Source organism: Microbulbifer sp. ABM4_008 (genome assembly GCF_056311705.1).
Genome location: NZ_CM149970.1, coordinates 2,118,478 through 2,143,430, shown reverse-complemented (window position 1 = coordinate 2,143,430; position 24,953 = coordinate 2,118,478). Strand labels below are relative to the sequence as shown.

Genomic DNA, 24,953 nt, shown 5'->3' with positions numbered 1-24,953 from the left:
ATTATCAGCAAGTCATCTATCTATAACTTACACAATACTCTTGTTCCGCAACTCTTCTACTTGCTCGTCACTTTTGCCAAGCAAATCTCGCAATACTTCCTCAGTGTGCTCACCCAATACTGGCGGCGCCTGAGTGTAGTCGAGTGCGGACTCGGAGAAGATTACAGGGTTGCGCACGGTCTTCACCTTTCCAGCTTCCGGATGATCCTGCTCAACCACCATACCTCGGGCCTGTACTTGAGGATCAGCAAAAACCTCCTCCAATGTATTGATAGGCCCACAGGGAACATGAGCATCACTAAGATGCTGGAGCCACCAAGCGGATTCGTGCTTACGAGTCGCAGCTTCAATCTGAGGCACCAATTCTTCACGGGCCATAACCCGCGCTGAATTAGTCCCATAGGCGGGGTTTTCTGCCAGATCCTGTACACCAGCGATTCCACAGAAGCGTTTAAACTGGTCATCATTACCCACTGCCAACATAAAATAGCCATCTTTTGAGGGGACTGCCTGGTAGGGGACTATATTGGGATGGCCGGTACCCTGTCGCTCAGGGCTTTTACCAGAAGTGAGGTAGTTTTGAGCTTGGTTAGCCAACCAGGATACTTGGGTATCCAACAAGGCGAGGTCAATATGCTGGCCAACACCCGTATGCTGTCGGTGAATAACAGCCGCCAATACAGAAGATACCGCGTACATCCCCGTCATCAGGTCCGCTACTGCCACCCCCACCTTTTGCGGGCCCGCACCCGGTTGCCCTTCCGGCACACCGGTAATACTCATCAGACCACCCATCCCCTGGATCATCGCATCATAGCCTGCTCGATTTTTGTACGGGCCAGTTTGCCCAAAACCTGTGATCGAGCAATAGATAACACCAGGATTGATCGCCTTGATGGACTCATAATCCAGGCCGTACTTTTTCAGCCCATCTACTTTGTAGTTTTCAAGAAGAATATCGCATCGGGCTGCCATCTCCTTGATCAAGGCCTGGCCATCTTCAGTAGTGATATCAACAGTAACTGATTTTTTTCCGCGATTGGCACTTAGGTAGTAAGCGGCATCAGCCGTGTCATTTCCCTTCTCATCTTTTAGGTAGGGAGGGCCCCAGTGGCGAGTATCATCCCCTCGTTCCGGCCGCTCTACTTTAATAACCTCAGCCCCAAAATCAGCAAATACCTGCCCAGCCCAGGGTCCGGCGAGAATACGACTTAAATCGAGTACCTTTAAGTGTGCGAGTGGACCTGCCATAACTTCCTCATATCGCTTACTTGCGGGTTAACCGCATATTTTTGCGGCAGCCTAACAGATAATTTGTGCCCGCGCCCTGATTGGCGTCTGTAGATATTCGTCTTAAACTTAGGAGTCTCTGAATAAACCCGCGATACGTCTAGCTTACGGAGCGATTCATAGTTAAGGCGCGACCTCGCAGCAATGCCTGGACCTTGCAAGAATTCGCAACGCAGAGATGTTACGGATTTGTTCAGCGGCTTCCCTGATTGTGCAATAAAAATAAGGAGGCACAGCATGGCCGCAATAGAAGCTCAAAAATTTGAATCTTTTCGCGAGTTTTATCCATTCTACTTACAGGAACATAGCAACCTCACCTGTCGTCGGCTGCACTTCTTTGGTACCAGTCTGGTGTTCGCGACAATAATTGCGGCTGTAGTAACTTCCAATATGTTGTGGCTGGCAGTTACTCCTGTCGCAGGCTACGGGTTTGCATGGATCGGGCACTTTTTCTTTGAAAACAACCGCCCGGCAACCTTCAAGTATCCGTTCTACAGTTTTATCGGGGACTTTGTCATGTTTAAAGATATGCTGATCGGACGAATCGACCGCTAAACAAACTATTTTTTATTGGCCGACAAGCCGTATTTCCGCAATTTGTTGGCCACAGCGGTATGAGAAATACCCAGCTCCTTAGCCAACTCCCTGGTTGAGGAGTGACCTTTGATAATATCCGCCAGCAACGCCCTCTCCAGCTGCTCCATCATTTCCTTATAGGTAAGTCCACGGCTCCAGTCCCGCCAGGGAAGTTCCGCCTTAACCATTAAATCCGGCACATCCGCGCAACTGATCGACGCCGCCCCTCTAATCAAGCATTGACTGGATGCGGCCATTAAATAGTCCCTGAGGCCGTTGAAGTTATCCGGCCAGTCATGGAGTTTGATCAACTCCATCACCTCGCTATCAAAATTGAGCTCACTAGCCTCTGGAGACTCCTGGCGCATTAAAGTACTGGCATAGCGCGGCAGAACCGGTCGCATATTTCGCAACGGGGGCAAGGACATCGCTAACGACGAAAACAGCTGTGCAAGTGGCGGCGCAATAGATTCCCTATCAATAGCGGTGGCCACCAATCTCAGCGATGCCGGCAAATTGCGGAGTTTTCTCAATAAATCAACTTGAGCTTCTGTTTTGAGAGTATGTATATCCTCAAGAATCAAAGTACCCGTTCGACGAAGATGTGAAGGCAGCTGCATAGTGCCGTCACGGGGGATAATTCGATAGCAATCAGCCCTTGAGGCCGATGGGGAGAGGTAATGCACCGCACAGGCAAACGTTGTCTTTCCTGTGCCCCGCTCACCCAGTATCAACAGAGGTGCACTGAGTTCAGATAAGTCCTGTAACTGGAGGCAACTCCTTCGACGCAAATCAAAATCCCACAACACCATCGGTCTTGGCAGCTCAGTGACAAACTCGCTGCTATCCCAAGGCTGTAAACGCAGTACCGCCCCAGCCAGTGAGTCAACCGCTCCGGGATTTCCCTCCAGAGTGATCGGGGACCAGTCCACACGAAAGCTCTGCCCCCTTACCACCAGAGGCAGTCCGTAGCGAGGCACTGCAAAATCCCGCAGCAATTCTGCGACCTGCATAAGCGGCAGGAATCTCTGCAGCTGTAGACCAGGCACCTTGTCCAAGCTCACACCGAAAGCCCTTGCCGCTGCCAGATTGGCAGCGACCACCCTGCCCTCGCGATCCACACTAAGAACCGGATCAGTCACATGACTCAGCAAAGTGTCCAACTCGAAATGACGTCGCTCCAGAGGCAATAGAGAGATCCTCCGCACCCGCTTAACTCCAGGAACCTGGTGCAGGGACTTCTCGATAGTCTGGTATTGAGTGGCAAGCATCCCGGGCGCTATCAGATAGACCTTATCTCCACTGTCCCCCCCGAGCTCACCAGAGGTCACATTTATCCGATATTTTCCGAAAATTTGCATTATTTCGTGCAAAATGCCGACACGATTTGCACAAGTAATCTCTACCCGCACAGCGTCACCTGTAAAGAAATATTTACAGAAAGTGTAATTTGAACTCCCCGGAAGGCGCAATAGCTCGCCGCTACCTCTCCCCACCAAGGGCACGCCTGGCTAAAAATAGAGGTCGAAACATAACAACAACAGGTTCAGCGGCAGGTGCTGGGCACTGGGAATCAGCGAGAGCTACCGAGCCGCAGGAGAGACATTCATGAAGAAAGAAGCAAAGAAGGCAAGCAAGTACGTTGCCCGTGAGCCCAATGAAGACGGCTTTATCGAGTATACCGACCTTGAACACCAAACTTGGCAGCGTCTGATTGAACGCCAACTGGATGTCTTACCTGGCCGCGCCTGCGATGAATATATGCACGGCCTGGAGCTGTTGGACCTACCGAAAGACCGCATCCCCCAGCTCGAAGAAATCTCCAGCGTGCTGCGCAGGGAAACTGGCTGGGAAGTCGCCCGGGTTCCCGCCCTTATCGGCTTCGAAACCTTTTTCGGCCTTCTAGCGGATCGCAAATTCCCAGTTGCTACCTTTATACGCACTCCCGAAGAATTTGATTATCTGCAAGAACCAGACATCTTCCACGAGATTTTTGGCCACTGCGCCATGCTCACCAACCCAGCATTTGCAAACTTCACGCAAAAATACGGACAACTGGGCCTTAAAGCCTCGCCTAAAGAGCGCGCCTATTTAGCCCGCCTCTATTGGTTTACAGTGGAGTTCGGCCTGCTGAACACCGACGATGGTTTGCGCATTTACGGTGGCGGCATTCTGTCTTCCCCGAAAGAGACACTCTACGCACTGAGTCACCAACCAGAGCGCTACGATTTAGACGCGGTTACCGCACTGCGCACCCCATATCGCATCGATATTGTTCAACCCATTTACTATGTTCTCAACAGCTTGCAACAGCTGCAGGAACTGACAGAAATTGACCTGATGGCCAAGGTCCGCGAGGCCATTGAGCTGGGACTATTCGAACCCCGCTTCCCGCCCAAAGACGCAGCCTGATCTGCATTCAAGATTGGGCGGCCAACTTCCGCCCAATCTTACCTCTACTAAAAAGCTCCCCCAGAAGCGTTGCACATCTAGGGAAATTCCACTACCAGCACTCTCCCCCTGAGCCTATCGTATCTGCAGTAGGTGTGATGGTAGTTCGATGACTTTCATCCAATAGCCCCCACACCCACTCGCCCAAATACCGTTAGGGGTAGCCAGGGAGGCAATGCAATCAGCGCAAGGACACAAAACCCCTACCTTATAGGGAGCGCATAGCACTATGTCCTCACTTGACGCGATTGATAGAAAACTTCTTGCGATTCTGCAATCTGACGTCAGCCTTTCGATCGAGGAGCTGGCGGAGCGTGTGGGCCTGACAAAAACCCCATGCTGGCGCAGGGTGCAGAAACTGGAAAAGAGCGGCATCATTCGACGCAAAGTCGCCTTGCTTAATGCCGAGATTTTAGGACTTCCGGTCTCAGTGTTTGCCCAGGTTAAAACTGACCAGCACACACCGGAGTGGGCCGACAACTTTGCCGAACATATGGCACAGCTGCCAGAGGTAGTGGCTTGCTACCGTATGGCAGGCGACTACGATTACCTGTTGCGAGTGGTAGTTAGCGATATCACGGCCTACGACCGCTTTTACAAGGAGTTAATCCGGCATGTCGGCATCAGCGATATTGTCTCCAACTTTGCCTTGGAACAGATCAAAAGCACTACCGAGTTACCGATTCCATCCGGTGAATAAGGTCTCAGCACAACCACTTGGTAGGCACATAGCTCTTTCAGCTGTTCGCACATCTATGGATAATGGTTAAATCTCGCTCACACACAAGGATGGCCTGTGGCGGACAGCTCCCTTTTCCAATCATTCTTCTTGATCTTTAGTGGCGCAGCAATTGTTGCCTCACTGGCTCTTTTTGGACGACAACCGCTTCTGGTCGCTTACATCGCTCTCGGTGTTTTACTCGGCCCATCCGGCTTTGCAGTAATCGATAACCTGCAACTTCTATCCGATATGTCCAGCGTTGGGATTATCTTCCTGCTCTTCCTGTTGGGGCTGGATATGCAACCTCAAGCGCTGGTAGCTGTATTACGCAAAGCTACATTTGTGGGAGTTGTAAGCTGTGCGATCTTCCTCGGCCTTGGCTTTGGCATAGGCTTGCTGTTTGGATTTACTACCGTTGAATCCTGGGTAATCGGCATGGCGCTGATGTTCTCTAGCACCATTATCGGTATCAAACTGCTTCCCACGACCGTACTTCACCACAAGCACTTGGGTGAACTTATGGTGGGACTTCTTCTTTTTCAGGACTTTGTGGCAATAGTCTGCCTAATGGTACTGCTGAGTGATAACACCGGCGACGAACAGATCTGGCAATTGGCTCTCTCCTTTGGATCGCTACCACTGCTGATACTTTTTGCTTGGCTAATAGTAAAATATATTTTATTACCACTTTTTACCCGCTTTGACCGCTTTCACGAATACGTATTCTTAATGGCACTTGGATGGTGCATGGGAATGGCAGAGCTGGCGGAAGTTGTTGGCCTTTCAAGAGAGATCGGCGCATTTATTGGTGGTATCACGCTGGCTGCCAGCCGGATTTCACAGTACATCGCCCTCAGCCTTAAACCTCTGCGAGACTTCTTCCTGATCCTGTTCTTTTTCAGCCTCGGAGCGCAATTCAAGCTGGCCATGCTGCCCGAAATTCTACTTCCTGCCCTGGTCACAGCCGCCGCAGTTCTGGTAATAAAACCCGTTGTATTTCACTTCCTGCTTGGAAATCGCAGTGAGCACAAAGTGCTCTCGTGGGATATTGGATTTCGACTTGGGCAAATTAGTGAATTTTCCCTGTTAATCGCCCTGCTCGCTTATACACAAAACCTGATTGGCAGCGCAGCATCACATTTAATCCAGGCAACCGCGATCCTTACATTCCTGGTGTCGTCTTACATTGTGGTGATGAACTTTCCCAATCCCATTGCAATCAAGGATGAGTTGCGAAGAGACTAAACCTCTTAGTCTCTTCCTGTAGCGGGATTTAGCAGACCACTGCAATCGACTAACAATGGTGACAGCTTATTAAAGCTTAAACACTCTCTCTGCATTCTTATACAAGAAGAGTTCCGCAACCTCATCCTCCAACTCCAGAAGGTGCATTTCCTTTAAGCACATCTCCGGTGTCAGCATGGGATAATTAGTCCCGAACATCACCTTATTCTTACCGTGAGACTTGATAAATGAAACCAACTCACGGGGGTATCTTTTTGGCTTATAAGCAGAAGTATCTATGTAGACATTGGGAAACTTGGTCGCAAAAGCAATCATTTCATTGTGCCAAGGATACCCAATATGGCCGCAGACAATCTTTAGATCGGGAAAATCGAGAGCAATCCGCTCAATATGGGCAGGACGGCCAGAATCAGAGCTACGCAACGGCCCGGTAAGGCCCACTTGCAAACAAACTGGCACCCCCAGCTCAACACAAGCCGCATATAGCGGATAATACAAAGGGTGAGTACAAGGCAACTCCCAGAGCCACTGCACAATGCGCAGCCCTTTAAAGTCATGTTCCAAAACGTACTTGCGCAGGGTTTGCACAGCCTCTACTGGCTTTCGCAAGTCCACTGATGCCAGACCGCAAAACCTGTCAGGATGAGTTAAAGTAAGATCCAGTACTTCATCATTGCTTATCAAGGCTCCGCTCGGCCCATGCCAAGCAGAAATCAATGACTTGGACACATCTGCCATATCCATAGCTGACAGGGTCCACTCAAGGGGCACTTCTTTAAAATCCTGCCCCATCCAACGCTTCAAAGTATCAAAGAAAGGTTCAGCAAGAAAACGCTCTGTAGGATGCTGGGCCCAAACATCAATCACTTTCATGTTAGCAACTCCCTGCTATTGCAAGCCTTCCCTCTATTCTCTGGTAGCACAAGTATTACCAGTGAACAGCTGCACCCTTTTAAAGAAAATTTATTGGCTATTTACTTGAGAGGCATCGCCACACTACTAAAGAAATCTCTCTCCTTAGAAAAGGAAAACGCTAAAGATGTAACTTTGCCCATAACCCTATCACGGTCAACCAAGCCCCAATATCTCGAATCCAAGCTATCGTTGCGATGATCTCCCATGACAAAGTACTTACCTTCAGGGATCTCAATAGTCTTCCCAATATATGGCAATTTCTTATTACCACTAAGCTTGAACTGATGCTCCCTGCCATCAATGACTTCCCTACCCAGGATGTCCGAACCCACCCCACTTTCCAGGTGATACTCAAGCTGAGCTCCATTAACAAACACATTCGCCCCTTCAATACGTAAGCTATCACCAGGGACGCCTATTACACGCTTCACATATAGTTGATCAGTGTGAGGTGGCAAAAAGGTAATAACATCTCCTCTGGAAGGGTTCCCCCATTGAGCAACTTGCTTATTGAAGAAAAATAAACTTGGCCCATAGCTCGTCTTATCTACCCACAAAAAATCACCAGGATGAATAGTAGGCTCCATAGACCCACTTGGTACTGGAGACCAATCGGCATACGCTGACTTGAAAAAGTACATAAGAAATAGAAACAATATTGCACCGCGGTTGTTTCTTACCGCACCCTTAAAACTAAACCCACTCATTCCCTAAACTCCTTTCCCAGGGCAACGCACCACTTACAACTGATCACTCAGAAATAACAGAACCTCTGAAAACTAAAAAATCAGCCTCTAGCCTTCATTAGGTGGGACATTATCCTTATCAGAACGTTCGAAAAGGATTACCCTATTTGCAGCACATCCGTACTAAAAGGGAGCCATAAATATCAAAGGGCACTCGTATTACACAGCGTTTATAAACTCGGATAAAGCTCCAAAATTTTTTCCCTTAGCCATCGATGAGCTGGATTTGTTGTCTGCGACTTATGCCAGGTGAGCTGAAGCACTACCTTTGGAAATGCCATTGGCAGTTTGAGCATACGTATGGGAAGCTCTTTATAATAGCTTGAAATCATCATTCTTGCTGGTACAACGCCAATTAAATCGGTTGTGCAAACCACATAGGGGAAAGACGAGAGGTGTGGGACTCGTAAACAAATATTACGCTGTAACTTTCTGGGCCTGGCTAGCCTTTCCATTGGAGAGCCCATAGGGTTTCCTCTTAATAGGGATACTTGTGGCAGCGATTGGAATTTTTTTTCACTGATTGTCTCACCCACATTTTTATTATGTTTGCTGACAATAACCACAAGCTCTTCTTCTGCGATAGGCTGGTTAACATAGCTGGGGGAATTGACAGGTAGGTAGTCAATGATTAAGTCTACTTCCCCATTACTCACCATTCTGGCTGTCATTTCTGACTCATCGGGGAGTACAGTAAGCCTTATGCCGGGTGCAAATTCTCGAAGCCATTTACAGAAGCCGGGGATCATCAGAGTTTCCACCACATCGGGCATAACGACGGAGAATTCCTGCTCTGCTTTCCGGTAATCAAAAGACGTTTGCTGGAAGCCTGAACGGACGGTGTTGAGTGCCTGGTGAATAGAGGGGTGCAGTACCAGTGCGCGTTCAGTGGGGCGCAATCCCCTAGCGGTCCGTATAAAAAGCTCATCTTCATAAGTAGCTCTCAACCGCTTGAGGGCAGCACTAACGGCCGGTTGGCTCATATGCAGTTTTACTGCAGCTCTGGTCAGGTTTCGCTCAATCATAAGTGCTTCAAAAACGGGAAGCAGATTTAAATCCAGTGATCTAAGGTGCGTAGACATTATCAACCTGATGAATAATGCATTTAATAATTATTTATTAGACGATACATGATGTCCCTGATTATATTTATCGTCAATAGCATGAAAAACCGTAAATACTATAAAAAGTCAGGTGAAATATGTCGAACATGCATGATACGGCGGCTTTCAGAGAGCAATATAGAGCCTATGCCCAAAGCCGCTATAGCGGCTGGTTCCATTTAGGGAGTATTCTACTGATCAGCCTAATCGGTGCTATTTACTGTAGTTTTCAGATAAGTGAGCTGAGGGCGCATGAACTGCTAATAATTCCACTGGGAATTCTTGCTTACAACGCTGTAGAGTATGCCGCCCATCGCTGGTCTGGGCATAATAAGTTGAGATTTACCAAACTGTTTTACAAGAGGCATACTGGCGATCACCACAGTTTCTTTTCTGCACCTTTGCTGTCTTTTGAGTCAACTCGTGATTGGCGTATAGTACTGTTTCCAATCTATCTAACAGCTGTTATCACTTTTATTCTGGCACCACTTTGTGGTTTTTTTCTATCCTGGGTGGCTTCAGGTAATATGGGATATATCACAGCAGCAACCATGATATTAAATCACCTGGCTTATGAGCTAATGCATATCGGTTATCACCAGCCCAAGAGTCACTGGTTTCATAAAGTGCCAGTGTTTCGTGAGTTAGCCCACTTACACAGAATTCATCATCACCGTAAACTAATGAAAATTTATAATTTCAATTTAACTTTTCCGCTATTCGATCTTTTATTAGGCACTTTCTATTGGGAGCCGCAGGATTCCTTTGACGATTTTCGCGACTGATAGTTTGTAGATTACTTGTACCTTATTACGCACTAGGTTCTGCCTTTGATCTTGATCTTCTTCCTGTAATCTTGCCAGCATTAACTCTCGGATAATTGGCACTGGCGCATTACCAAAACTTAGAAACTCCTCATGGAAGACCTTGAGATCAAACTTTTCCCCAGGACAACGCACCACTAAACTGATTGCTCTATTTAAAGCACATCCGTACCAGAAAAAAGGGGGCCATAAATACCAAAAGGACAATTACATTATACAGCGTTGACTTGGCCAGCATTCTTATACCAGCCAAGAAATTCAACAATAAAATCTGAGAAACTAAGAGCTGTGATAATTAAGCATTGAGTTGCCTCCTACACTGGACAGAACACCTCACCAAAAGGTGTTCCGCCTTGTAGGCTTATCCAGCAATAGAGGGACCATAGAAGCTCGTACCACTATGTATAGGCAACATTCACATCAAAGCGATTGGTAATAAACTCGGAAAGTTGCTTAACTGAACAATTTGACTGCTTGATCGTAAACTCTTCTGCAATTTTCCGCGGATACTTAACCTTCATCCTTTGATCTTTTTCTGAGCTATATTGAAACGTTATTTTCTCTACCTTATCAAGGTCTACAGTCTTCTTTATAAAGACTCCGGTATAAACCGTTAGTGTATTTCCATTAATTTCTGCAAGTGGAAGTAATCGTATCAAAGAAAGGTATATATAAACGATAACACCTAAAGAACCTAAAATCACAAAAGTCCAAAAGGTAAGATCTGACTCACCACTCTCGGCTGAAGAGCCAAACATACGCGTAAAGATAAGAGCAACTAGTAATGCAATACCTATAACACCAAGATTGACAGTTAAGATTTTTTTGGCAGACTCACGTGAACTGAGTCCATTTCTATAAATTTTTTCCATACATCCCTCTAAAATCATTCCGTTACTTACTAAAGGCATCCACCAATTATACATGCCCAAAACCAGTATCAGTAGTGGCAGCCACCCCCAAAAAATATCAACAGAACGAATGAAGCTGCCAACCAGCAAAGTAAGGGCTTAAGAGGGAACTTCTATTTCCCGGAGGGTCCTATTAACAGCATCAGTTTTATCCAATAAGGACAACATCTTATAATCAGATACATCCCCTTTCTCCAAGCCCTTCTCTCGAACTTCAAGTGGAGCTGACCGCTTCAAAGGCGCAGGGATATCCAGATATTCAATATCCCGTCTTTGCATAGATTCTAAACAATCAACATCAGGACTAACGCTCTGCTCAATATCAGCAAAGGGATCACTCAGTGGCATTGCCGCAGGAACTGCCGGGCTAGCAAAGCTGATCTTCCTTTGCAGCATTTCAGCCTCTGACTGGATGGATGCTATCCGCTGCTCCATAATTGACTCAAATTGAGAAAACCTTTCTTTTTGATGGGTAATCTCTAACTGTAGGACTTTAATTTCCTTTTTGTGGATCAGATTGGAAATCATCCAGGATAACGCAACCCCGCCACTTAGTAACGCAAAATAAATACCTACAATATATTCCCAGTTATTAACAACACTCTTGCCTATAAATGTTATTAACTCTTCATCTGTCACGTATAGCACTCCATTTCTACACAACTCTTTATCAAGCAAATACAGCTAAGGGCCTTTAGCTCCACTCCCCCCTTGAGAGATTAAGTTTACAGCGGTAGTTGACTCAACCCTGCAGTTCGGCACCTAAATCCATTAGCCATTTACTCTTATCACCTTATCAATATGAGGCCTTGCCGATAAAATTTCTTTTACTAACTTGTATTGGCTCCGCCACTGATCTGATTCTTTAAAAAATACCACTCCCGGCATATCAGCCTCACTCTCACAAAAATCGGAAGTGTCAACTGAGTCTTCACATTGATGGAGCTTACGAAGGTAGGCAAGAAGTCTCTCAGTTGAAAGCTGCTCAAGCTCCCCTAAGCTAAGCAGCTTAACATACCTAGGCATCATTCATCGCCCCACACCACTCTATTGATCATTCCTTAATCGCTCACACAAATGATAGAAACAGCAAAGAGGCTCGTCTGACCACGACTTATCTGCTGCTTTTACCTATAACAATGAAACGCCCTTCATAGGCATAATCTATAACTTCTAATGCTCCAAACTCACCTGAAAGACTCTCACCCTTCAAGTTCCACCTCCAGCCTTCTTTCTGCCAATCATAAAGATCTTCATCTTCGCAAGAAATCACTTGATCCTTGATCTGAAGCATTTGGCAATAACCGGAAGCACTCCACAAATGATGTTTTGATGGCATCAGATAACTATTTTCTCGTGTAAGCAAGAGAAACACTCTTACCTCGCCCCTATCTTTTAAAATCAAATACGAGTGCCCCCAATAGCCATCAAAGCCACTATCTATAATTACAAAGCGCTTTTCTTTCAGCTCACCTATGTCGAACCTTAGCAAATGCTCACCAGCATTGGCAGGCATACTCCACGATTCTATTAGTGGCTTAAAGCTGAAACCAAAACCAACAAGAAGCAGAGATATCACTAAAGCAACTAAAACCCTCTTCCTACACATGGAGGCTCCCTCTCCCAAGAACCAACAACACTACTTACAAAAGGCACGGGAATCATTCGAAGCTTTCCGACCATCTAACCCACCCTTGTTAAACAAATAGCAGAACCTGTGCTAGACCTCCCTAGCACGGTCAACCCTATCGATTAAATCTACAACAATAGGACTTTTAGAGAAAAAGTTAAGCCTCATTGGGGGAATAAAAGCCAACCCCTTTCCAATATCCCCCTCCGTGCGCACTTGCAAAACAATTCTCTCGGGCGCGTTCATTTGCGCATAGTTGACATTAATAATATCTTTGAGCTGAACTCTTTGCCGCTTACTCCCTTTTTGAAAGAGCAATGATTCTCCCTCATCGTATACTTCATCAGCCAAACTCCACAACAGCTTCTTAAAAAAGAAAAAGCCAAATACAGCCATAAAAATCGGCATGACTAAAAACATAAACGAATCTTTAACTGCACCTCCAGATATAGAGACAGCCACAAAAAGCACCAAGAAACCAAACCATATACTTGGAAAAATTTTCTTAAAATAGAATGTAGATCCTGATATCTTCTTCATTTTTCTCATACTACTCTACACGCATTTAACTCTAAACATTATCTTTCGGTGTGGATTACGCCATCTCCCAGCGAGCACTCACATTCCACTTAACCTCAGACAACCCCCATTTAATATTACAGGAACTTATCGTGATAAACTCTAGCAACCAAACAACTACAAACCCCACAAGGAAGTTATACAAACCTTGTCATTATCACGCTTCAATCGATACAGATGATTTATCATTCGCCTCGAAAGTAAAAATAACGTGAGACATACAAGCAAAACAGCAAGTCTCAGAATAAGCTCATCCACCCCTACAACCACGCTCATACCATCGGGAGAAAATTGAAAGATTCCAACAGCTTGGCTAATGCCAAATAAACCTATAGCGGCACGTATAACTCTAATTATAATTATCATCTCACCATCCGATAGCTACCAAACAATATCCAATCAAAAAATAACATCCCCTTTAGCTTTTTCACAGCTTACCGCCTAAAAATATAATCAGGGATATGAGAAACATGCCCCAGAAATAGAATTCGAACCAGGTAGCATTTAAATTTATGACATACCATTCTTAAAACTATACCATGCTGCCCATATTTCTTTAGCCGTCACATAGAGCTCATCAAGATCCCTATCGCAGCCAAACCAATAACTGAACTCTTCTAATAACACCTGCTGAATATCTTCTATCGTTTCAGTTTCAGGTAGGCGGGGTAATATTGTCCCAACTTCTGACTCATATTCATCTTGATTTATCCCGAAGTTGATACCTTCTATATCATTTTCAAACAGTATTCTGGAAATACAATAGTAAAGTTTTTCATACCTGCCCGATATAGTTCGCTTATCTACACTCATACTTATGCAGTTATTGGCTCTCTGGTGCCTGCGCATACTCACATAAACCACGTCGCACCTGCCATATCTATTTATAATTGTCACTTCAGTGACGATATCGATTAGGATCTTTTTAGGTCAAAATAACACCCACCAAAGTTAACCCTAGAATGATAAGTCTTGAATTTTTTACCACTTGGTTTTAACTCGATATGAGCCTCCAAAGGCACCTGAAAAATATTATCGGCCCCCTCAGGACCTATCCGTACTGAGCCGCTGAAGCGAATAGCTCTCTTACCAGCAATATGTATATCTTCGAACTCAACCCCATCACACCACATGACATCAGGGCAGCATCCTGTTTTTAGCTTCCAGGTAAGTAGAAATTCAAGACTGGTCGCAAAGCGACAATCATCAAGTGATCTTTCCTTAACCAGCAGAAAACTAAGTCTTCTCGCTGCCAGCCGCTCCATTCGCAGCACTCGTCGCTTAATTCTCAGCTTGCTGGAATAAATATACTTCCAGTACCGATCCTCTCTCGATCCAACTTCTTCCGTCATAAGTCAGGCTTCTATTCGAAGCTAGTTGAAGGGGTAATGGTTAGGCAGGTAGCTAACTCGATAAAAACAATACTATAAGTCGATACTTATAACATTCTAAAGGTGAGCAGGCGAGGGAGAAGTGATATGAAGGGATCAGGAGGAAGGCTGGCGATACGATACTATCCAATCAGCAGGCAGCCCCCTACCCGCTGATCCAAAAAGCCACCCCCAAACAGGAAATGATTCAGTTCTAAAAAGAACGCCCCAAAATCCGCTTGGCGGCATCCATCGCAAAATCCTTATAGTCCGCCTCTACTTGCGCCATCTCCAACTCATATTTGAACTGTTCTTTACGCGGCAGTTCTTTCCAGTCTTTGAGAATTGGGATATGACTGGTTTTCTCTGCGATGGTGTAGAAGGCCACAAACTCTTCACGGACTTTATCTTCCACCTGAAGCGCATCCAATAGAACGCGAATACGAATCGAAGCTTCGGTAAGCCCTACTCCATCATCCAACAGGGTGCGGGCAATAATCTGGATGCTGTCGTTTACTCTTTCGCGCTGATCTTCGGCAGCTTGCTCTAGCTCCGCCAGTTGTTCGGCCTGTTTCTTTTGCGCTACTGATAGTTTGCGCAGATAGTAGCCAGCCACAATAGCGAGAGCAAAAATGATTACTGCTGCAAGAATAAGCAACCAGGTTGGGAAAACGGTCATTAAAAGTACACCTTAAGCAATGCCAGCCCGATACTGGCAGTAACAACAGAAAGCAATGTGCTGAGCCCCACAATATTCGCCGTAAGCTGGCTGTTCCCGCCCATCGCATGGGCCATTACAAAGGCCGAGATCGCACAGGGAGCACCCGTCATCAGGATCAAATATCCCAAGTACTCAGGGCTCATACCCAATGCCAAACCAATCAGCAGGCAGACAATTGGAGCAACGACCAGTTTAAGTAATGAGGCCGCCAGCGCCGTAGGGGAACTGCGCATCAGTGTTCGCATTTTCATGCTGGCACCAATACAAATAAGCCCCAGTGGCAAGCCCACAGATGCAAGATACTGAATGGTATCGTGCAGCACCTCCGGCAACCTTACAGCCAACAAACGGCACACAATGGCTGCGATTACACCGAGGATAAGAGGGTTCTTGACCAGCTCCCACAGCATCACCCGCCAGCCAAATTTTCTGTCCTTATTGTAAAGCACGAAAAGAGCGACGGCGATAACATTAAACTGAATCGTAAGTGCCGCGACCAACCCTGCGGAATTGGAAACACCCTCACTTCCGTAGGCTTTTTCGATCCAGGCAAGGCCGACAATCGCCACATTTCCACGAAAGGCGCCCTGGATAAAAGCACTGCGATCCATTGGCGCTACCGGCCGCGCCAGCAACCATGCCAACGGGAGCATTACAAAAGTGCCGAGAACCCCTGCTACCAGTAGGTCTATTTCTTGCGCGGGGCTGGTATCCGAGGAATAGATATTAATAAAAAGCAGTGCCGGCAAGGCTACGTGGAAAACAAGCCTTGAAGCATCATCAATAAAACTGTCCCGAACTATCCCTTTATACTTGAGCAGGTATCCGCCAATAATCATCAGGAAAATCGGCCCTGTGACTGATAGCGCGAATACAAGATTTTCCATAAAAAGTTATTCTTCCGCAGCAGTTTCCTCAGCCTGTGGCAAACCCTTTACCTCGGGCTGATCCGCTCGCTCCCTTAAGTCCGCAGAGATCTGTTTACGGGTTTTAGCACCCAGCTTGCGCAAGCTGTCGATACGCTTCACCGCATTACCACGCCCTGTCGCCAGTCGCTTGTAAGTCTGCTGGTAAGCGTCATCCGCTTGGCGCAGGCGGTCACCAAGAACATCCAGTGACTCCAGCACCATAGCAAACTGATCGTGCAGCTTGCCGGCTTCGTCGGCGATTTTTTCCGAGTTCTTGTTTTGTTTCTCATAGCGCCAGATATTCTCGACGGTGCGGAGGGTCGCCATCAGGCTGGTGGGGCTCACCAGGACAATTTGCTTCTCATAAGCGAAACGGAACAGGTCCGGGTCCGCCTGCATAGCCAACATATACGCAGCCTCAATGGGCACGAAAATAAAGACGAAATCCAGGGTGCGAACACCCTCCAACTGCTCGTAGGCCTTCTTGTTAAGGCCGGTGATATGGGCGCGCAGGGAATTCACATGCTGCTTCAGGGCCTGAGTGCGCTCCTCATCGGTTTCCGCCGAGCTGTAGCGCTCATAATCCACCAGGGAGACCTTGGAATCGATAATCAGGTCTTTGTTTTCCGGCAGGCGCACAATCACATCCGGCTGGCGCCTGCGGCCATCACTCGTCAGCGTTACTTGTGTTTCGTATTCGCGGCCCTTCTGCAAGCCGGATTCCTCCAGCAAGCGCTCCAGCACTACTTCACCCCAGTTACCCTGGATCTTGCGGTCTCCTTTCAGGGCCGAAGTCAGGTTCAGGGCCTCATCGCTGATGCGCTGGGTTTGCTCGCGCAACGCTTTGATCTGCCCAAGCAGACTGTTGCGCTCGGCATTTTCGCGATCGTAGACATGCTCTACTCGCTTACGGAAATCCCCCAGCTGGCGCTCCAGCGGATCGAGACTTTTGCGCAGGCTGTCTTCACTGCGGCGCACGAAGCTCTGCTGCTTCTCTTCAAAAATCCGGTTGGCCAGATTCTCGAACTGCTCACCCATGGCTATACGCATTTGCTCCATCAGCTTGCGCTGCTCCGCCAGGGCCGCCTCCCCTTTTTCTACCAGCACCTGGCTTCGCGTGAGCTGTTGCAGCTTGTCCGCCAACTCGGTACGCAGGGATTCCACCTCAACCCCAAGCTGGGATTCCCGCTCGCGGCTGCTATCGATACGCGCCTGAGCCACCTGCAAAGCGGCTTGACTCTGCAATAAAGCGCGGCGGCTACTGGCTCGCGCCAACCAAAACACCAAGCCCAACAGAAACAAGATGGCAACAGCCGCCATCACCGCATGATCGGCATTCAATTGCAGCGGAAACGCTGGCATAGAGTGGTACTCCCAGACCTGGAAAGAGATGGATAAATCAGGATTTTGCCAGGGGCCTCGCCCGCTGGCCTGCCCGGGATACCACCCAGGCGAAGGCGCCATTCTACCAGCTTGCCCCTGGAAAGTACCCCGCGCCAGCCCGGCCGATAACCTCAGTAACAAGGGATAGGTTTGCGCCCGAGAAGACCCAGCGGGAATTTTTACGGGGTTTTAGGTATTCTTGGAGGATTGGTTTCGATGTTGGTACTCCAGAACGCATGCACAAACACAGCGCCCACCCAGATAGCCCAACCCCCAGCGCCCTGATCTTTGATTCCGGTGTGGGCGCCGTCAGCATTGCGCGGGAAATCCGCCGCCTGATGCCGGGCCTGACCTTGCACCTGGGTGTGGACAACGGCTTTTACCCCTACGGCAATAAAAGCGAAGAGGAACTACGCCCCCGCATCGTCCAGCAGGCCCAAGCCATGATGGAGCACTGCGGAGCTGATATTTTGGTGGTGGGCTGCAATACCGCCAGCACCCTGGCCCTGCCCCAGTTGCGCGAATCACTGAAGAAACCGGTAGTGGGCGTTGTACCCGCCGTGAAACCCGCCGCTGCCGCCAGCCGTTCCCGCACTATTGCCCTGATTGCCACCGAAGGCACCGTAAACCGCCGCTACACCCGCGAACTGATCGAGCAATTTGCCAACGGCAACCGGGTAATTAATGTGCCCGCACCGGAGTTGGTGCATCTGGCGGAAAGCAAACTGCGCGGCGAAACCATCACCGCAGAGGATTTGGAGCCGGTCTTGCACCGCGTATTCCACACCGCCGGCGGTGACCAAGTGGATATTGCCGTATTGGCCTGCACCCACTTTCCCCTGCTGCGAGAAGAACTGGACCAGTTCGCCCCTCGCTCAATCCAATGGCTAGATTCCGGCGAAGCCATCGCCCGGCGAGTGCGCTGGTGGCTGGAAGAACTTGAGCTGATGCTGCCGGATGCCCCAAATACTGGCCGCCTGATCACCAGCACGGTTGACCTAACCGGCAATATCGAACGGGCCTTCCGCGAGTTCGCCCCGGTTGCCGAACCCCTCGCATCCAACACCTAAGATCGCCAAAATGATGAGAACTGCGCACTTGGGTTGACAGTTCCGTCACAAACCGCGACCGTTCCCCGAATAACAAGCCCTAACCGGTACCCGAATTCATGCTGAAGCCGGCATTTCCCGCTCTCGAAATATTTGCGCAGCTGCCCCCCGGAGGACTGCTGCTCACCCCCAACAACCGTCTGCGCAACCGCTGCCAACAGGTGTTTGCCGCGCAGCAGTCGCCCTGTGCCTGCTGGATGCCGCCGCCGGTGGAGTCCCTGCGAAGCTGGCTGGACAAGCTCTGGTTCCAGCTGCAACAGCGCAACTGGCAGCCCGCCTTGCAGCAGGTATTGAATCGCGAGCAGCGGCAGTTACTCTGGCAGCGCGCCCTGGATGAATCCCTGGATCGGCAACTGCTCAACAGCCAGCAGTTGTGCCGGGATGCCGATAGCGCCCTGGCGCAGCTACTCCAATGGCAATTGATCTCCGACCTCTCGCAAATAGATGAAGCGCTAACTCCCCTACTGGAACAGTTCGCACTCTCTATGCGCAGCGACGAACTGCCGCTGTGCGCCATGATCAAGGCCTTTGCCTCTGAGCTTCAGGCCCACAGCGCCATCACCCCAGACCAGCGCGATCAATTGATCCTGCTCGCATTCCAAGAAGGCATTCTGGAACCCGTCGCGCAAATTGATACCGCCGGCTTCGCCCAGATTTCGCCCCTCGCCAATGCCCTAATTCACGCAGGTGCCGCAGCTGTAAATGAAAGGCCGGGAATCACCCAGCAAAGTGAATTATCCGTAGCCGCCTGCGCCGATTTGGATGAAGAACTCTACCAAGCAGCTCTTTGGGCCGGACAAAAGCTCGCCGAAAATCCCGGCCACAGCGTCGGCATAGTGGTGAATAATCTGGGCCAGTGCCGCGCCCAAGTGGAAGCGGTATTTTCCCGGGTACTCGAACCCCAATACCTGGACCCGCAGCAACCGCGCTACACACTGCCGTTTAACTTCTCCGCCGGTACGCCACTGGCGCAAACACCGGTTGGCAGCGCCGGCCTGCAATTGCTATCGCTACTGCAAGACGAATGGGATTACCCTCAATTGCAAAACATCCTGTTCAGCCCCTTCTGGGGTGACGACAGTGAAACCTGGTTGCGCAGCGCCCTGTTCCGCCGTTTACAAAAACTGGAACTTCGCCGTATCGACGGCGCAACCCTGCGCTACTGGGCCGAGCGCACCACAGAAGTCCTCCACTTGGAATCACCGCAACTGCCCCGCCAACTGGAACAAATGGCCGAACGCGCCCGGCGCTGGCAGCGAGCCCCCGCAGAAATTTGGGCCGCGCGTTTTTCCGAAACACTTACCGCATTAAATTGGCCCGGCAGCCGCAACCCGGACAGCCAGGAATACCAGCAGCTGATGCAATGGGAGTCCATCCTGGAAGAGTTCGCCGCACTCAGCGCCTGCGGTGGCAACCTTACTCTCACCCAGGCCCTGCAATTGCTGCGTCAGATTGCCAGCCGCACCCCCTTCCAGGCGGAAACCCGCGATGGCCCCCTGCAAATTCTCGGGGTACTGGAAGCTGGCGGCCTCGCCTTCGATCACCTGCGCCTGGTCGGCTTCGGCCAACAGCAATGGCCACCGGCACCGGCGCCCAATCCGCTGTTGCCGATTCAATGGCAAAAACACTGGAAGATGCCCCGCGCCAGCGCCGAGCGGGAATTGGAACTGGCCCGCGAACTCACCGCCGACCTGCTCAATGCCAGCGGCGATATCGTCGTGAGTTACACCTGTGAAGAAGACGGTGTGCAGCAAGGCCTGAGCAGCTTGTTTGAAAGCCCGCAACAAGCCCAGCACTTTGCCGAAGGCGCCCTGCACAATCACTACAGCCAACTGGCGCAAGCCTGTCAGCTGGAAAAAAACGAAGACAAAAAGCTACCACCACTCACCCCCGCCGAATGCGAACGGGTGCGCGGCGGTGCCTCGGTGCTCAAGGCCCAGGCCCTGTCCCCATTAAATGCGCAATTGCGCTTCCGCCTCGGCGCCAGCAATTTTACCCAACCGGATATCGGCCTCGGCCCCTCCGAGCGCGGTAATGTGGTGCACCAGGTGCTGGCGGAATTCTGGCAACAGTGCGGCACCCTCGCACAACTGCAAGCTATGGGCGACGAGCAACGTCAAGCGCAAATCGAACGCGCAGTGGAGCGCTCCCTCGGCAGTGTGCGCAAAAAATACAATCACCTGCCGATCGGATTTTGGGCCATGGAAAAGCAGCGCCTGGAGCGCCTGCTGCAACAATGGCTGTCCGTGGAACTGGACAGGCCCAATTTCTCCGTAGAAAAAGTCGAATGGGAACAAGCCGTGGAAATCGGCGGGCTGCACTTTAACCTGCGCCTGGACCGACTGGACCAACTCGCCAGCGGCGAACAACTGGTAATCGATTACAAAACCGGCATTCCCAGTATTCGCGACTGGCTTACCCAGCGTATCCGCGAACCCCAGCTGCCCCTCTACGCCCTATTCCAACCGGACGCCCACGCCATCGCCTTCGGCCAGGTGCGCAACGGCGACTGCAAATGGAATGGCTGCGGAGATCTGGAGCACCCCATCACCGGCATTAAAGCCGTGGGCGATACTGAAAAAGAATCCCCTTACGGCACCTGGAGCAATCTGGTGGAGCACTGGCGCTACAGCCTGGAATCCCTCGCCACCGAATATCGCAGTGGTGTAGCCACCCTCGCCTTTGATCGCTCCACCGATAACAACAGTGAACTCTGGCCCCTAAACCGCTGGCCGGAAAGGGAGCAAATAACCGAATGAACGAAGTCGTGACCACTCCCGCCCTGCGCCGCCCCATCGATGCCGACGCCCGCAGCCAAGCCCTGGATATCAGCCGCAGCTTTGCCGTGTCTGCCCCGGCGGGCTCCGGTAAAACCGGCCTGCTCACCCAGCGCGTATTAAAGTTGCTCGCCGCCTGCCAGCAACCGGAAGAAGTGCTGGCCATTACCTTCACCCGCAAAGCCGCCGGTGAAATGCGCGAACGCCTGATCGATGCCCTGCACAGCGCCCGCGACCAAGCCCGGCCAGACAACTCCCACGATGCCATCACCTGGGATTTAGCCCGCGCCCTGCTGGAGCGGGATCGCGAACTGGAATGGGAACTGCTGCAAACACCTCAGCGCCTGCACATTCAAACCATCGACAGCCTCTGCCGCAGCCTCGCCAGCCAACTGCCGATCGAAAGTGGCCTGGGTGCACCGGGCGAACCCCTGGAGCGCACCCAAATCGCCTTTGAGCTAGCAGTGGTGAACCTGCTCAAGCACCTCGATGGCGAAACCCCAGACGCAGACCTACAGCAACTACTACTCCATCTGGACAACGACCTGGGCCAACTCAATAAGCTGCTGCGTATTTTATTGGACAAGCGCGAGCAATGGCTCGGCCCACTTTTGAGCGTCAACTTTGACGGCGCCCAGGATTATTTTCATTTTGTCATCGACGAATTGGTAGCAGAAAAGCTGCAAGACCTCACCACAGCCCTCGGCAGTGTCGCCGGGGAACTGCTGGAGCTGGCCAGTTATGCCGGCAGCAATTTACAAAAGGAAAACCCCAGCCACAGCCTGTGTCTCTTCGCCGAACTGGACGATTTCCCCAGCGCGGACAGCAGCGGTCTGCCCGCCTGGCTCGCCCTCGGCGGCCTGCTCCTCACCACCACCGGTGATTTGCGCAAAGGCGGCGGCATCAATAAAAAACTCGGCTTTGGCCTGCCGGATAAAAAAGATCCCGACCGCCCCATCGCCGAAGAATACAAACAGCGCATGAAAGACCTGCTGGCAGAACTGGCCGGCAACGAACCGCTACTCTCCGCATTGCGGGAAGTGGGCAAGCTTCCCAGCGGACTGCAACAGAGCCAATGGCAACTGCTGCAAGGGCTCGCCCAGGTACTGCCCAAGTTAGTCGCAGAATTAAAACTGGTCTTCCAGCAGCTGGGCGCCACCGACTATACGGAAGTGGCCCAAGCCGCACTGATCGCCCTGGGCGATAGCGATAACCCCACAGACCTGGCCCTGAAACTGGATCTGCAAACCCAGCATATTCTGGTGGACGAGTTCCAGGACACCTCCCACACCCAGCTACAACTGCTGGAAAAACTCACTGCCGGCTGGCAGCAGGGAGACGGCCGCACCCTATTTTTTGTCGGCGACGGCATGCAATCCTGTTACGGCTTCCGCAATGCCAACGTGGGTATTTTCCTGGATGCGCGCAAACGCGGTATCGGTGAAGTGCCCCTGGAAGCCCTCGACCTCCAGGTAAATTTCCGCTCCGAAAGCGCGGTGGTGAACTGGGTTAACGAGACTTTCCAAAGAGCTTTTCCGCAAGCGGACAATATCGGTCGCGGCGCCGTGCGCTATCTGCAATCCGAAGCGTTTAAAGGCTGCAAATGGGCCGAGCCCTCGGTGAATTTTTACGGCTGCATTGATGACGAAGACCGCAACCGCGAAGCCACCCAAGCGGTTGAACTGGTGCAGCAATTACAAGCGCAAGATCCAGAAAGCCGCATCGCCATTCTGGTGCGTAAGAAAAAACACCTGCAAAAAATTCTGCCGGCCCTAAGTACTGCCAATATCTCCTTCCAGGCCCCAGAGCTGGCGCCACTCGCCAGTAAAATGGTGGTGTTGGATTTACTCAGCCTCACCCGTGCCCTGCTCGACCCCAGCGACCGAATCAGCTGGCTGGCCGTACTCCGCGCTCCCTGGTGCGGACTGCAACTGCCAGACCTTTACACCCTGGCCAACTGGGGCAATGGGGATATCACCGTAACCGATACCAGCGCGCGCCCATTATTAATGGCCTTGCAGGAAGTAGACGATATCGCCCTGCTCAGCGATGAAGGGCGCACGCGCCTGGCCCAAGTGGCCCCCAAACTGCTGCATGCCTGGCAACAGCGCGGCCGCAAACCCCTGCGCACCTGGATTGAAAGCCTCTGGCTGGAACTGGGCGGCCCCGCCACCGTAGCGCAAAAATCTGACCTGAATAATGTGCAGGACTTTCTGCAATTATTAGAAGCCTTCGATACCGGCGGAGCCATTACCGACTGGCAACAGTTCACCCTGGCCCTGGAACAGCTCTATGCCCGCCCCGCCCAGGATGCCAAAGTGCAGGTGATGACCATTCACAAATCCAAAGGGCTGGAGTTCGAACACGTACTGATCCCAGGCCTGGACCAAGGCGGCAAACCCGGCAGTGATCAACTGCTGCGCTGGAGCGAATGGCTCAGCCGCGAAGGCGAAAGCCGCTTCCTGCTCGCCCCCAAAAATGCACGCGGCGGCCGCGACCCAGTTTTTGAATACCTGAAGCACGACAACAGCGAGCGCGAACGTCTGGAAGGTACGCGCCTGTTGTATGTAGGCTGCACCCGCGCCATCCGCTCGCTGCATCTTTTAGCCTGCATCAACCGGGATGAAAAAAAGGGCCACCTAAAAGCCCCCGGCAGCGCCGCCCTACTCGCCGGCATCTGGCCCAGTGTTTTGCACCACCAGGAAAGCGACTGGTGCCACTGGCTGGAAGCAGAAGAACCCCTACTCAACCAGAACGAAGCCAGCAGAGATCACGACTACCTGCTACGCCTGCCCAACCAATGGCAACCCCAAGCCATGCCCCGTCAGGAATGGCTGGCCCAATACCGCATGCCAGACTACCAACCCAAAACAGAGGAAGAAGACAATATTCCCGAACTGGGCCAGGTAGCACTGCGCTGGCTCAAACACGCCGGCACCGTAGCCCACGAAACCCTCGCCACCATTGCCGAGACCAATATCAACGGCTGGACACCCAGCAAACTGGAAGCCCAACGCCCCCTATGGCAACTGCGCCTGAAACAATTGGGGCTATCCGCCACCAGCCTGGACCGCGCCGCCGAGAAAGTGGAAATTGCCGTACGCAACAGTCTCAACTGCCCCACGGGCCGTTGGCTATTGGATGGCTCACTAAGGGAATCCGCCTGCGAACTGGAACTCCACAGCGGCGGCCGACAGTTACGCCGCTCCATTGTGGACCGCACCTTTATTGATAACGAAGGCACCCGCTGGATTGTCGATTACAAAACAGCTGAGCCCAGTGGCGAGGAAAGCCAGGAGGAGTTTATTGCGTCTCAGCTCGAGCAGTATCGGAATCAGCTGGAGAATTACCGCAAGCTCTTTTATGCGCGGGGGGAGCGGAATATTCGGTGTGCGCTGTATTTTCCGTTGATGCAGAGGTTGGTGGAGTTGGGTTAGGGGAAGATGGGTATAGCTCCGAGATTCATATCAATTATTTAAGAGAGCAATACTAGGTATGTAAAGGACAAGAGAAGTCCAATCTCCATATTTTAAAGTAGCTCAATGTGATGCGATTAAGTAAACAAAATATAGATACATCACATCGAGCCAGCTCTAGGGGCTAAGTAAACCGGTAATGCAGTCAAAAAGTGAAAGGAACCTCATCCAAGCATTATCCCAAAAGAGGTTTTGGGGTTCACTGGGTAAGCCCACAA

The 24,953-nt window shown here is 50.6% G+C and carries 22 protein-coding genes; 8 read left to right on the top strand and 14 right to left on the bottom strand.

Translation table 11 applies throughout. The annotated features are described in order from the left end of the window. Positions 1-27: 27 nt before the first annotated feature. Positions 28-1,251 (bottom strand): CaiB/BaiF CoA transferase family protein, encoded by a 1,224-nt coding sequence (locus ACYX4J_RS09330; protein WP_476178441.1) that lies wholly within the window; start codon positions 1,249-1,251, stop codon positions 28-30. 276 nt (positions 1,252-1,527) lie between these two features. Here ACYX4J_RS09330 and ACYX4J_RS09325 point away from each other — a divergent pair, with 276 nt between their 5' ends. Next, complete coding sequence (locus ACYX4J_RS09325) at positions 1,528-1,845, top strand: Mpo1-like protein (protein ID WP_282932610.1); 318 nt, start codon at positions 1,528-1,530, stop codon at positions 1,843-1,845. A 5-nt stretch (positions 1,846-1,850) separates the two neighbouring features. Here the strand turns inward: ACYX4J_RS09325 and ACYX4J_RS09320 are convergent, their stop codons facing one another. Further along, positions 1,851-3,278, bottom strand: a complete 1,428-nt coding sequence (locus ACYX4J_RS09320) for a TyrR/PhhR family helix-turn-helix DNA-binding protein (protein ID WP_476178440.1) — start codon at positions 3,276-3,278, stop codon at positions 1,851-1,853. 196 nt (positions 3,279-3,474) lie between these two features. Between ACYX4J_RS09320 and phhA the strand changes: the two genes are divergently transcribed. From phhA to ACYX4J_RS09305, 3 genes are all read left to right on the top strand, one after another. Further along, positions 3,475-4,278 carry a phenylalanine 4-monooxygenase gene (gene phhA / locus ACYX4J_RS09315; RefSeq protein WP_108733440.1) on the top strand — a complete coding sequence of 268 codons (804 nt, stop codon included), beginning with the start codon at positions 3,475-3,477 and terminating at the stop codon, positions 4,276-4,278. A gap of 268 nt (positions 4,279-4,546) precedes the next feature. Beyond that, positions 4,547-5,017, top strand: a complete 471-nt coding sequence (locus tag ACYX4J_RS09310; RefSeq protein ID WP_108733441.1) for an Lrp/AsnC family transcriptional regulator — start codon at positions 4,547-4,549, stop codon at positions 5,015-5,017. 96 nt (positions 5,018-5,113) lie between these two features. Then, positions 5,114-6,283 carry a cation:proton antiporter domain-containing protein gene (locus ACYX4J_RS09305; RefSeq protein WP_413665614.1) on the top strand — a complete coding sequence of 390 codons (1,170 nt, stop codon included), beginning with the start codon at positions 5,114-5,116 and terminating at the stop codon, positions 6,281-6,283. 69 nt (positions 6,284-6,352) lie between these two features. Here ACYX4J_RS09305 and ACYX4J_RS09300 read toward each other — a convergent pair whose 3' ends face one another. The 3 genes from ACYX4J_RS09300 to ACYX4J_RS09290 form a co-directional block, all read right to left on the bottom strand. Continuing rightward, on the bottom strand, positions 6,353-7,156 hold the full coding sequence (locus ACYX4J_RS09300) for an amidohydrolase family protein (protein WP_413665613.1): 804 nt from the start codon (positions 7,154-7,156) through the stop codon (positions 6,353-6,355). 101 nt (positions 7,157-7,257) lie between these two features. Continuing rightward, complete coding sequence (gene lepB, locus ACYX4J_RS09295; protein WP_413665612.1) at positions 7,258-7,905, bottom strand: signal peptidase I; 648 nt, start codon at positions 7,903-7,905, stop codon at positions 7,258-7,260. A gap of 209 nt (positions 7,906-8,114) precedes the next feature. Beyond that, on the bottom strand, positions 8,115-9,026 hold the full coding sequence (locus ACYX4J_RS09290; RefSeq protein ID WP_445358475.1) for a LysR substrate-binding domain-containing protein: 912 nt from the start codon (positions 9,024-9,026) through the stop codon (positions 8,115-8,117). A gap of 119 nt (positions 9,027-9,145) precedes the next feature. On the opposite strand from ACYX4J_RS09290, the gene ACYX4J_RS09285 reads away from it, so the two are divergent. Then, positions 9,146-9,832 carry a sterol desaturase family protein gene (locus ACYX4J_RS09285; protein WP_445358476.1) on the top strand — a complete coding sequence of 229 codons (687 nt, stop codon included), beginning with the start codon at positions 9,146-9,148 and terminating at the stop codon, positions 9,830-9,832. 437 nt (positions 9,833-10,269) lie between these two features. Here ACYX4J_RS09285 and ACYX4J_RS09280 read toward each other — a convergent pair whose 3' ends face one another. The 9 genes from ACYX4J_RS09280 to ACYX4J_RS09240 all read right to left on the bottom strand — a co-directional run bounded on the left by ACYX4J_RS09280 (position 10,270) and on the right by ACYX4J_RS09240 (position 17,352). Continuing rightward, positions 10,270-10,743 (bottom strand): hypothetical protein, encoded by a 474-nt coding sequence (locus tag ACYX4J_RS09280; RefSeq protein WP_413665609.1) that lies wholly within the window; start codon positions 10,741-10,743, stop codon positions 10,270-10,272. 138 nt (positions 10,744-10,881) lie between these two features. Further along, on the bottom strand, positions 10,882-11,460 hold the full coding sequence (locus tag ACYX4J_RS09275) for a hypothetical protein (protein ID WP_476178439.1): 579 nt from the start codon (positions 11,458-11,460) through the stop codon (positions 10,882-10,884). A 436-nt stretch (positions 11,461-11,896) separates the two neighbouring features. Continuing rightward, positions 11,897-12,298, bottom strand: a complete 402-nt coding sequence (locus ACYX4J_RS09270; RefSeq protein WP_476178438.1) for a hypothetical protein — start codon at positions 12,296-12,298, stop codon at positions 11,897-11,899. A gap of 204 nt (positions 12,299-12,502) precedes the next feature. Further along, positions 12,503-12,961 (bottom strand): hypothetical protein, encoded by a 459-nt coding sequence (locus ACYX4J_RS09265; protein WP_476178437.1) that lies wholly within the window; start codon positions 12,959-12,961, stop codon positions 12,503-12,505. 540 nt (positions 12,962-13,501) lie between these two features. Continuing rightward, the gene (locus tag ACYX4J_RS09260) at positions 13,502-13,804 is read right to left on the bottom strand and encodes a hypothetical protein (RefSeq protein WP_476178436.1); all 303 of its coding nucleotides are present in this window, start codon (positions 13,802-13,804) and stop codon (positions 13,502-13,504) included. 101 nt (positions 13,805-13,905) lie between these two features. Continuing rightward, positions 13,906-14,256, bottom strand: a complete 351-nt coding sequence (locus ACYX4J_RS09255) for a hypothetical protein (RefSeq protein ID WP_476178435.1) — start codon at positions 14,254-14,256, stop codon at positions 13,906-13,908. 319 nt (positions 14,257-14,575) lie between these two features. Next, positions 14,576-15,040, bottom strand: a complete 465-nt coding sequence (locus ACYX4J_RS09250) for a DUF2489 domain-containing protein (protein WP_282932600.1) — start codon at positions 15,038-15,040, stop codon at positions 14,576-14,578. Continuing rightward, entirely contained in the window at positions 15,040-15,969 is a 930-nt protein-coding gene (locus tag ACYX4J_RS09245; RefSeq protein WP_282932599.1) for an AEC family transporter, read from the bottom strand. Before ACYX4J_RS09245 ends, ACYX4J_RS09250 begins: the two co-directional genes overlap by 1 nt. A gap of 6 nt (positions 15,970-15,975) precedes the next feature. Continuing rightward, complete coding sequence (locus ACYX4J_RS09240) at positions 15,976-17,352, bottom strand: DNA recombination protein RmuC (protein ID WP_476178434.1); 1,377 nt, start codon at positions 17,350-17,352, stop codon at positions 15,976-15,978. A 257-nt stretch (positions 17,353-17,609) separates the two neighbouring features. On the opposite strand from ACYX4J_RS09240, the gene murI reads away from it, so the two are divergent. From murI to ACYX4J_RS09225, 3 genes are all read left to right on the top strand, one after another. Then, entirely contained in the window at positions 17,610-18,443 is an 834-nt protein-coding gene (gene murI / locus ACYX4J_RS09235; RefSeq protein ID WP_476178433.1) for a glutamate racemase, read from the top strand. A 98-nt stretch (positions 18,444-18,541) separates the two neighbouring features. Continuing rightward, complete coding sequence (locus ACYX4J_RS09230) at positions 18,542-21,241, top strand: PD-(D/E)XK nuclease family protein (RefSeq protein WP_476178432.1); 2,700 nt, start codon at positions 18,542-18,544, stop codon at positions 21,239-21,241. Beyond that, positions 21,238-24,696: a UvrD-helicase domain-containing protein gene (locus ACYX4J_RS09225; protein WP_476178431.1), complete on the top strand. Its 3,459-nt coding sequence runs from the start codon at positions 21,238-21,240 to the stop codon at positions 24,694-24,696. The genes ACYX4J_RS09230 and ACYX4J_RS09225 overlap by 4 nt, the downstream gene beginning before the upstream one ends. Positions 24,697-24,953: the final 257 nt, after the last annotated feature.

What these genes read in the sequence shown, in the direction of transcription:
- ACYX4J_RS09330 (WP_476178441.1), bottom strand. Translation starts at nt 1,251, where the DNA reads ATGGCAGGTCCACTCGCACACTTAAAGGTACTCGATTTAAGTCGTATT.
- ACYX4J_RS09325 (WP_282932610.1), top strand. Translation starts at nt 1,528, where the DNA reads ATGGCCGCAATAGAAGCTCAAAAATTTGAATCTTTTCGCGAGTTTTAT.
- phhA (WP_108733440.1), top strand. Translation starts at nt 3,475, where the DNA reads ATGAAGAAAGAAGCAAAGAAGGCAAGCAAGTACGTTGCCCGTGAGCCC.
- ACYX4J_RS09310 (WP_108733441.1), top strand. Translation starts at nt 4,547, where the DNA reads ATGTCCTCACTTGACGCGATTGATAGAAAACTTCTTGCGATTCTGCAA.
- ACYX4J_RS09300 (WP_413665613.1), bottom strand. Translation starts at nt 7,156, where the DNA reads ATGAAAGTGATTGATGTTTGGGCCCAGCATCCTACAGAGCGTTTTCTT.
- lepB (WP_413665612.1), bottom strand. Translation starts at nt 7,905, where the DNA reads ATGAGTGGGTTTAGTTTTAAGGGTGCGGTAAGAAACAACCGCGGTGCA.
- ACYX4J_RS09290 (WP_445358475.1), bottom strand. Translation starts at nt 9,026, where the DNA reads ATGTCTACGCACCTTAGATCACTGGATTTAAATCTGCTTCCCGTTTTT.
- ACYX4J_RS09285 (WP_445358476.1), top strand. Translation starts at nt 9,146, where the DNA reads ATGTCGAACATGCATGATACGGCGGCTTTCAGAGAGCAATATAGAGCC.
- ACYX4J_RS09280 (WP_413665609.1), bottom strand. Translation starts at nt 10,743, where the DNA reads ATGGAAAAAATTTATAGAAATGGACTCAGTTCACGTGAGTCTGCCAAA.
- ACYX4J_RS09270 (WP_476178438.1), bottom strand. Translation starts at nt 12,298, where the DNA reads ATGCCTGCCAATGCTGGTGAGCATTTGCTAAGGTTCGACATAGGTGAG.
- ACYX4J_RS09265 (WP_476178437.1), bottom strand. Translation starts at nt 12,961, where the DNA reads ATGAGAAAAATGAAGAAGATATCAGGATCTACATTCTATTTTAAGAAA.
- ACYX4J_RS09260 (WP_476178436.1), bottom strand. Translation starts at nt 13,804, where the DNA reads ATGAGTGTAGATAAGCGAACTATATCGGGCAGGTATGAAAAACTTTAC.
- ACYX4J_RS09255 (WP_476178435.1), bottom strand. Translation starts at nt 14,256, where the DNA reads ATGGAGCGGCTGGCAGCGAGAAGACTTAGTTTTCTGCTGGTTAAGGAA.
- ACYX4J_RS09250 (WP_282932600.1), bottom strand. Translation starts at nt 15,040, where the DNA reads ATGACCGTTTTCCCAACCTGGTTGCTTATTCTTGCAGCAGTAATCATT.
- ACYX4J_RS09245 (WP_282932599.1), bottom strand. Translation starts at nt 15,969, where the DNA reads ATGGAAAATCTTGTATTCGCGCTATCAGTCACAGGGCCGATTTTCCTG.
- ACYX4J_RS09240 (WP_476178434.1), bottom strand. Translation starts at nt 17,352, where the DNA reads ATGCCAGCGTTTCCGCTGCAATTGAATGCCGATCATGCGGTGATGGCG.
- murI (WP_476178433.1), top strand. Translation starts at nt 17,610, where the DNA reads ATGCACAAACACAGCGCCCACCCAGATAGCCCAACCCCCAGCGCCCTG.
- ACYX4J_RS09230 (WP_476178432.1), top strand. Translation starts at nt 18,542, where the DNA reads ATGCTGAAGCCGGCATTTCCCGCTCTCGAAATATTTGCGCAGCTGCCC.
- ACYX4J_RS09225 (WP_476178431.1), top strand. Translation starts at nt 21,238, where the DNA reads ATGAACGAAGTCGTGACCACTCCCGCCCTGCGCCGCCCCATCGATGCC.